Source organism: Komarekiella delphini-convector SJRDD-AB1 (assembly GCF_014831675.1).
Classification (GTDB): Bacteria; Cyanobacteriota; Cyanobacteriia; order Cyanobacteriales; family Nostocaceae; genus Komarekiella.
The window spans coordinates 1-8,704 of the sequence record NZ_VJXY01000105.1; the positions used below are offsets into that span (position 1 = coordinate 1).

Annotated in this window: 9 protein-coding genes; 6 read left to right on the forward strand and 3 right to left on the reverse strand. The window is 43.2% G+C overall.

The features are described 5' to 3' along the window. Positions 1-161: 161 nt before the first annotated feature. From FNW02_RS36485 to FNW02_RS36505, 6 genes are all read left to right on the forward strand, one after another. Positions 162-1,361, forward strand: coding sequence for a choice-of-anchor Q domain-containing protein (locus FNW02_RS36485; protein WP_191762364.1), 1,200 nt, complete (start codon positions 162-164; stop codon positions 1,359-1,361). Positions 1,362-1,735: 374 nt separating this feature from the next. Further along, positions 1,736-2,140, forward strand: a complete 405-nt coding sequence (locus FNW02_RS39355) for a hypothetical protein (protein ID WP_225226237.1) — start codon at positions 1,736-1,738, stop codon at positions 2,138-2,140. A 99-nt stretch (positions 2,141-2,239) separates the two neighbouring features. Continuing rightward, positions 2,240-2,995 carry a hypothetical protein gene (locus tag FNW02_RS39360; RefSeq protein ID WP_225226239.1) on the forward strand — a complete coding sequence of 252 codons (756 nt, stop codon included), beginning with the start codon at positions 2,240-2,242 and terminating at the stop codon, positions 2,993-2,995. Next, positions 2,988-3,296 carry a hypothetical protein gene (locus FNW02_RS36495; protein ID WP_191762369.1) on the forward strand — a complete coding sequence of 103 codons (309 nt, stop codon included), beginning with the start codon at positions 2,988-2,990 and terminating at the stop codon, positions 3,294-3,296. Before FNW02_RS39360 ends, FNW02_RS36495 begins: the two co-directional genes overlap by 8 nt. 249 nt (positions 3,297-3,545) lie before the next feature. Then, on the forward strand, positions 3,546-4,784 hold the full coding sequence (locus FNW02_RS36500; RefSeq protein ID WP_191762365.1) for a cytochrome P450: 1,239 nt from the start codon (positions 3,546-3,548) through the stop codon (positions 4,782-4,784). Between the two features lie 767 nt (positions 4,785-5,551). Then, positions 5,552-6,157 (forward strand): PEP-CTERM sorting domain-containing protein, encoded by a 606-nt coding sequence (locus tag FNW02_RS36505; RefSeq protein ID WP_191762366.1) that lies wholly within the window; start codon positions 5,552-5,554, stop codon positions 6,155-6,157. Between the two features lie 235 nt (positions 6,158-6,392). Here the strand turns inward: FNW02_RS36505 and FNW02_RS36510 are convergent, their stop codons facing one another. The 3 genes from FNW02_RS36510 to FNW02_RS36520 form a co-directional block, all read right to left on the reverse strand. Beyond that, on the reverse strand, positions 6,393-7,556 hold the full coding sequence (locus FNW02_RS36510; RefSeq protein WP_191762367.1) for a calcium-binding protein: 1,164 nt from the start codon (positions 7,554-7,556) through the stop codon (positions 6,393-6,395). A gap of 150 nt (positions 7,557-7,706) precedes the next feature. Continuing rightward, on the reverse strand, positions 7,707-7,922 hold the full coding sequence (locus tag FNW02_RS36515; RefSeq protein ID WP_191762368.1) for a hypothetical protein: 216 nt from the start codon (positions 7,920-7,922) through the stop codon (positions 7,707-7,709). A gap of 73 nt (positions 7,923-7,995) precedes the next feature. Then, entirely contained in the window at positions 7,996-8,637 is a 642-nt protein-coding gene (locus FNW02_RS36520; RefSeq protein ID WP_162400194.1) for a response regulator transcription factor, read from the reverse strand. Positions 8,638-8,704: the final 67 nt, after the last annotated feature.

Consider the following 8,704-nt stretch of genomic DNA (forward strand, 5'->3'; position numbering starts at 1 on the left):
TGGGAGAAACAACGTAATAAGCAAAAAGCCAGTGTGTATTGGGGTTTCCAAACCAAAGACGCTCGCCGGAAAATGCAGCATTTATATCCGAGCTTAACCTAGCAAAGTTTGCTTGGTAGACTACTAGGTTCGGCGGTGGCATCAACAATGACTCTGGTACGTTGACTATAAACAAAAGCACTATTAATGGCAACGGTACTGAGTTCGCTGCTGGGATCTTGAATAATGGTATTTTAACACTAAGCGATAGTACTATCAGCGACAACTCAGCAGATGGAACCAGCGGCGGTATCAGTAATGGTGGTACATTGACGATAATCAACAGCACTCTCAGCGGCAACTCAGCAACTACTGAGGGCGGCGGTATCCGTAATGGTGGTACATTGACGATAATCAACAGCACTCTCAGCGGCAACTCAGCAAATCTTGGCGCTGGTATTTATAATTTCCAAGGTCTTGTGACAGTGAGTAACAGCACCATTACTCTCAACAACCCTTCTATTTATGAATCTGAAGCAATAGGTGGTGGTGGCATCTACATCGAAGATGGCACTATCAAGGTTAATAACAGCATTATTGCTGGCAACTTTTACACTTTTGACAATGGGACAATTAACGTTACTAACCCCGACGTAGTAGGCGACTTCATCAGTAACGGCTACAACCTAATTGGTAACCTCAATGGTTCTACAGGCTTCAATACTAGCGAACAGTTAACCGTTCCCATAACAGAGGTGCTAGATCTCACACTGCGCGATAATGGCGGTGTAACCAAAACTCATGCCCTAGTCACTGGTAGCAGAGCCATTAATGGTGGCAAGAACGCAGATATCCCGATTGATAATACAGACATTGATGGCGACGGCAATATCACTGAACAAGTACCTTTTGACGGGCGTGGTTCTGGCTTTAAGCGCATCTCTGGTGGTCGAGTAGATATCGGTGCGTTTGAGGCAGTTGTCAATGTGATCAATGGCACGCGTGGTCGGGATCAAATCAAAGGGACTGCTGCCAACGATATCATCATTGGATTTCAAGGGGAAGATACCCTGACAGGTGGTGCAGGGGCAGATGCCTTTGTTTATACTAGATACCGAGATGCAGGTGATACGATTACTGACTTGAAAGTTGGCACAGACAAGATTGTGCTGCGGTCACTATTTGCTAGCCTTGGCCTAGGCAATCTGAGTTATGCTAATGCCATTTCCGGCGGCTATTTGAGCTTTGGTAGTCAGGGAACTGATACTGTAGTCTTTCTCGACCTAGATGGTTCCTCTGGTACTGGTCGTCGCTTGAAGTTGGTTAAAGTCAACAAGGTGAGTAGCACCGCACTAAACAATGCTGTTAATTTTGCATTGTAATTTTAATTTAGTTCGCTTCAATTAGCCTCTGAACTGAATGTCACGCTTGAGAAGCTGGGGGTGCTGGGGAGGTTGGGGGAGTAAAGAGAAATTTTTAGTGACTCTTACTACTGCAAACTTGTTGAATACACTTGTTTTCTTGTTTCCCCCAGCACAAGAACAGCTCCCCCTGCTTCTCCAGCTTGCCTCAACAAATAACTAAAAAAGCGTGCCATTCACCTCTGAATTGATAAGTAGCAATCAGCCAGTGTAGATACAAAAATAGAATTCCACGGTGGTAATGCGTGAGCTACTGATTCGCTCACCTACTCACGCAATACCAGCGTGAGCGGTTGAACTGTCTGTGAAGGTATAGTTGAGAAAAAGTAATTAACTTGACTGAAAATAATCAAATAATATTTGGTAGAACTGACGAAGCTAGAACTGACGAAGCTGTTATCGCTCGTTCCAAATCCAAAAAATCTGCTGCTTCTAAAAAACAGGAATCGCCATACAAGAGGTTTCACGTGATTATCCCAATAGAAGATATGCTGTGGGCATCGCAACAAAAGTCCTCAGTTACGCAATTGTGGCAGGAATGTTGGACGGCTGATCCCTACGGTTCTCGATGGATGCCTCTTTCTACTGGGCTGGGTTACAGTACTTTCATCGCTGCTAAGAAAATTTTGTCTGACAGTGGGCTGTTTATTTTCAAGCCCGACAAGTCGATTCAAGACGGACGCGAAACTGTTGGTTGGATGATTCGGAATTTGCATGGCAGTCGGATGAAAGAATTTTGAGAGGGAATAAACTCTGCGTCACAAGAAGCAGATTCTCAAAAACAAGAACCAAATGCTGGGGATTCAGAGATAGATGCTGCCTCTAAAGAAATACGTGCTTTGTACAGAGCATCTATCTCAGATCAAAGTCAAGCAGAGCAAGGATTTCAGAAATCCTCACGAACTCCTCAGAAACACCTCACGAACTCTTCAAAAGAGATCGTGAGGTGTGATTCTTCCACTTCATACGAAAATTCGCGTGTAGAGGTGACGGCTGACGCGCCTTTTGGGGGCGCGTCGCCTCAGAGTCTCGAAAGCGTGGAAGAAGAAGAAAAAGAGTTACCTGCGGTAACGGACTGCACATCGCTAGCGCTTGTGGATGCTGTACAGAGTGAATCTGCTTTGTTGCTGGGAGAAAAGCAAAATTTGGGTGTTGAGCCGAAAGATTGTCTTGAAGGCACTTTTTCCGCCGCGCCCGTGGCTCCCAATTTTGAAGAACAAGCTCAACCTAGCTTTTCCGCTTCTCTACGAGACGCTACGCGAACGCTGATAGGTAAAAACCTGATTTCGAGCAATGAAGACAAAACTCATCATGTTGACCCAGCTTCCGCCGCGTCTGCCCCAAATGCTGATAAATGGTCGAGCGAGGCGTTGTTTACCGCCGAAGGCATCGCAATTCGTTCAAAAATACGACCTCTGCGTATGGAGAAGCTGAAGCTGGCAGGGATGCTGGGGGAAAAACCTGATTTTGAGTTTCTGGCGGAATGTTGGAATGATGACCCCGCTTTGCAGATTGTGATCAAGAAATTGGTGGCGAAGTTTGGGCAGTGGGGGATCGCTTGCGTGGATGGGGTGCTGGTGAAGTGCGATGAGTAGCAAAGCGAGCGCTTACTTGAAGGAAGCACTGCGAACTAGGAAGGGGATCAAATCGCCGGAAGCTGTGTTTGTTGGGGCTTGTAAGGAAGAGAGAAAACCGGAGTCCGCGCAGGTTAAATCTGCTGTGAAGGATTGGTTTGAGTGGGCGAGGAAACAGAGGATTGTAATTACTATGTCAGGGGAAATTGTGTACACGCCCCAAGGTGAGGCTGTGGAATTGCAGGTAATGATGCGGCAATATTCGATGCAGAACCTTACTCCTTTCATAAGTTGGCGAAGCTGTTGGGATTGCTTATGGTGAACCGTTCTGGAATGAGTATTTGGGCCAGTGGCAGGTAGTTGTAAACTTCGCGGACGGGTGTCGAGCAGTGGGGTGTGAGTGGGTGGAGTGTGTGGGGTAATGGCGAGGGGTGATCGCACTTGATAAAAGATAGGATCGCAAAGATGTCAAGCAACATAGATCGAGCTTTAGAGGTTGCCCTAACCTGTTATGATGTTTTTTGACTTGACAGCGACTCAAAGCTAATTCTCACTCTTCCTCATAACAAGCATGAAGCATCTGTCAGATTACAACTTCTTCGATCCAGAACTGCTTATATGTCCTTATGAGTTCTACAAGCTGGCTCAGGAGCAAGCACCAATTATGGAACTACCGAGTCCAAGGTCTGATGCCAAGCTCTTTCTCGTTACCAGCTACGACTTGGTGAGCGAAATTCTTAAGGATACAAAAGTATTCTCTAGCAATTTCTCTACTTTACTGGCTGGCAAAGAAGAACAAGATGATGAATTGCAGAAAATCTATGCTCAAGGTTGGCCCCAGATAAACACTCTGCTCACAGCAGACCCACCAGAACACGAGCGATTCCGAGCGTTAGTAAATAAGGCATTTAGCTCGTCGCGTGTAAACAAAATGCACGATTTGATTGAGCAAATTGTTGATGAACTTATTGACGATTTTATTGCCCACAGTAAGTGTGAATTCGTCAGTGAGTTTGCCGTACCTTTACCAGTCAAAGTTATTGCTCAACAGTTAGGTGTGCCACAGGCAGATTTGCCAAAGTTCAAACAATGGTCGGATGCTTTTATTGCGCGTCTAGGACAATTACTTTCTAGAGAGCAGGAGATTGAGTGTGCTAAAGATGTTGTTGCTTTCCAGCATTATTTTCATGATGTCATCAAGTCACGTAAAAAACAGCCTCAAGATGATTTAATAACCGACTTGGTACAGACAAAAGTGGCTGGAGAACGAGAACTTGACACGGCTGAATTACTAAGTATAATCCAGCAAATACTAGTGGCAGGCAATGAGACAGTCACTAGTGCGCTAGCAGCTGGGATGTTGTTACTGACAAAAAATCAACAGCAGATTCCGTTGCTACAAGCAGATCCTTGCTTGCTAGAGAATTTAGTGGAAGAAGTTTTACGGATGGAAAGTCCGACGGCCGGAATGTGGCGAGTTGTAACGCAAGATACAAAACTCCAAGACATCGATCTCAAAGCTGGGTCTTTAGTGATGGTTCGCTTTGATGCTGCTAACCGCGACCCGATAAAATTTCAGCAGGGGCAACGTTTCGACGTGGGTCGGCAGAATGCAAGCAACCACCTATCTTTTGGTCAAGGTATTCATTTTTGTTTGGGTGCGATGCTTGCTCGTAAGGAAATGCACATCGCTTATCAACGGTTGCTGCTACGGTTGAAGAACATCCGCTTGGCACAACAAGGATACCAATACTTACCGAATGTACTCATGCGTACACTGAAGTATCTATATATTGAGTTTGACAAGTGATGTAAAGTTCTCCGGATCGTGTTAGAGCCTGTCAAGAAACAACTTTTACAATTTCTTATCCAAAAAGCTTACTGAGAAAGCATTTCTAACTCAAAAAAGGCAAGGTTGTTACCTGACAAGCTCTTAGTTACTTTATCAGCAAACATTATAGTTGCTGCTGATTAACCAAGAGCCATGTTTGGGGGTGGTTAACCCTCTTGTGTCACTATCGCGGTAGTATAATAATGTACAAAACCTAGAACGAATACACTCTAACCCAAATATGCAGCCTTCAAGGGCAGTTTGAACTCCATCTAGGGAACAGGGCGAACACACGTAAAACTTGAAACCCTTGCTAAATAAGGATATTGATGAAAAAATAGCCTCAATCATGAAACGCTCAAACTCTTGCTATTAAAGGATTCTTATACTTTAGATGCGTTTGCCTTGATCTAGGGAAAAGTTAACACCGAGACTAACTAATGCTCGTTCGTATTTCTTGAATATCTTGTACTCAATTGAGTCTTTTTCCCAAAACCACACACCTAACGCACCTCCCAAACAGTTATTTTGTAACTTTTCATAGTTTAATTTTTTAATCGTTTGCAGGCAAAGTCGCTGGCAGAAGCTGATCCAACAGTTATTTGTTCGGAATATTTTGTTAAAAGTAATGTTGTTGCATTAATGTAATGTTGTTGTATTAATTTAGGATAATTAAAACGGAAACTCTCTACAAGATTTGCGATGTCTAGGACAAACAGCGGGAGCATCTACATACTAACGACCCCATGAAAAATTTAGCTCTACTATCTGCTACAGCCCTTACTACCACGTTTGGCTTAGTTTTTGGAACAATGCAAACCGCCTCTGCTTTAAATTGGAACTGGAATTATTCTGGTACTGGTATAGAGGCGAACGGAACTTTCACCACTAATGACACCCCTAACGAATTGGGTCATTACTTAATTTCTGGAATTACTGGTACACGTAATGGTGAAACAATTACTGGTTTACAACCCGCAGGGACTCCAATCCCAGGAAACGAACCTTTTAATGTGGATAATTTAATTAGTCTTAGTAGTCAACAGTTAACGGGTGATGGTTTTGGTTATTCCACATCAGGAGGAAACTTTGCGAGTCCTTTTTTTGCTAGTTTCTTGCCGACACCTAGTTATTTAGAGGTTTTTTCTGCGCCACCATTGACACCAGGTTTTGAAAATTTGGGTGCAGAAGATAGTGAATTACCCATTAGTTTTTCTGCAACTATAATCAGTGTCCCTGAACCCACTTCTATCCTTAGCTTACTTGCCCTTGGCACTCTCGGCACAACTTCAGCACTTAAACGTAGGCAGTCATTTAAATTCACTGCCAACAAGTTCAAAAAAGTTTCTTAAAACTATCAACTAAAACTCATATCGTAAACGTTGCGAAGTAGGTCTTTTAGACCCCGTAGCAACATCAGTTTAGAATCCCCCGTGTTTCCAACCGGGGGAGATGTCAAGTATCGAACTTAGAGCTTGTCAGGTAACAACCTTGCCTTTTTTGAGTTAGAAATGCTTTCTCAGTAAGCTTTTTGGATAAGAAATTGTAAAAGTTGTTTCTTGACAGGCTCTTACACAATCCCTAAGTTTAAGCTAATTGAATGTCTAAACTAGTTTGGAAACCAGTAGGCTTATTTTCAAGAATGGCAAATCTAGAATCTTGGAAAAACAAAGAACCATTTAGGGGATCATAACTGAAGTCACTCAGGTCAGTAGCGCCAAACCCTACTTGAGAAACTTGAATTTTATCACCTTCAACAGCCTTGAAGTCTTTGATAATGTCAACGCCCTCTAATACATTGGTAAAAATGAATTTATCTGCACCGAGTCCACCAGTGAGAGTATCTGTACCTAACCCACCAGCGAGTGTATCATTGCCACTTTTGCCAGAAAGTGTATCGTTACCGCCATTGCCAAATAACAGATTATTTTGCCTATCTCCAACAATGGTGTCACTTTGATTTGTACCTTTAACATTATCAAAGTTTATAAATTTGAATTTAACTGTGCCTATGTTAGGAACATTATTAATTACGAAACTTTGACTTTCAAGGTTAACGTTAACTGATGCATCTCCAACTGAAAAGAGTGCTGAAGGAGCAATTGAGGCATCTATAGTGTTATTTGCAGCCCTAGCATCAACAACAAGATTTTCAAAATTACCAAGTAAATCTTTACCTAGTCCACCACCTTTTTGAAAAGTTCCATCAATAAAGATGGTAGAGCTTACACCTATTTTGCTGTAATCAGCCGTATCAGTACCATCTCCACCATTTAAGGTATCATTGCCTGCACTGCCTCTAATTATGTCATTGCCGCCGCTACCAGATAATTCATTATCAACAGCATCACCAGTAATTGTGTCATTTTGATTTGTACCAATTACATTGACAAAATTTTTCACCTTGACTACTATCGGTGGCGAACCTACAACTCTAATTTCTAGTCTTTCTTTAGATAAATCAGCTACTATGGATACATTCGTACTACCAGTAGTTGCATCAATAATATTAGTCTGTCCTCTAGCACCAATAACAGTTTCAAAGAAATCTCTAAACGTATCAGTTCCAATTACGCCTTTTTGAATCACCACTGGTTGGAGTGTTACAGGTTGTTCTAAGTCACTGTAATCAATAATATCGCTACCATCTCCACCAGTAATCGTATCATTACCTGCACTGGCGATAAATCTGTCATTCTCAGCAGTTCCTACTAAAATATCATCTCCATCAGTACCTATAATCCTTGCCATAATCTTGCTTTACCTGTTTTTGAGTAACTGCTGTATAGTAACTTGTTATTGGCTGTATTTTTCTGGAAAAAGTGTTGCAGAATATAGCTATTAACTAAGATTTCCCCGCAGACATTCTGCTCCTGGAGCGACTACGACGTATGCAGAAACTCATGCGTTGCTGCGAATTCGAGGCAGAATCCGGGTTTTGACTTCTTGCAGGAGTGTTGGAATGATGATCCGGCTTTGCAGATTGTGATCAAGAAGCTGCTGGCGAAGTTTCCGCAGTGGGGGATTGCGTGTGTGGATGGGGTGCTGATGGAGTGGGAGGATTAGGGTGATTGCCGTAGGCAATTCTAAGAGGGAAAGCACTTCAACTGCTGGCATAATTCAGCACTCGTTGTCACTCTCAATACCATGCTGTCTCTACTGTTATTTCTTTGCCATTAGTTAGTAATGCTCAGTTAATCTCAAAGAGCGAATTAGCAATGATCGCTAACTGGGAGCGGTTCCGGCAATCGAGGCGATTTAGCAAATGCGTTACATGAGTCTTTACAGTACCTTCAGCAACTACTAACTGCTCAGCGATTTCTCGATTTGTAGCTCCTTTGCCGATAAACTGCAAAACCTGCTGCTCTCGCTTCGTCAGCGTCTCAAATTCTGGCGAAGCGGTAGGTTTAGCAATGCCCAAAGGATTCTTCATCAGTTTTTCTAACAGCCCCGGAGCCAACTGAGCATAACCCTGGCACGCCAGCCGAATTGCTTGTACTAACTCGTCTGCGGGCATATCTTTCAATAGGTAGCCTTTCGCACCTGCCCGGATCGACTCGACAATATACTGGTCATCGTCAAACGTGCTGAGTACCAGCACTTTCACATTAGGAAATCGCTCGCAGATTATTCGTGTTGCGGCTCTCCCATCCATCAATGGCATTCGCACATCCATTAGTACCAAATTAGGCTGGAGGGCTGCAACCTGCTCTATCGCCATCTCACCATTGCTAGCAATCCCCACAACTTGCAAATCTGGCTGCAACTCCAACATTGTTTTCAGCCCTTGGCAAATCAGGCTTTGATCATCCACAATTAACAGACTAATCATAAATCAACTAGCTAGACGACACTTCTGGCACGGTAGTTGTTAGAGGTATTTCCACCTGAATTCGACA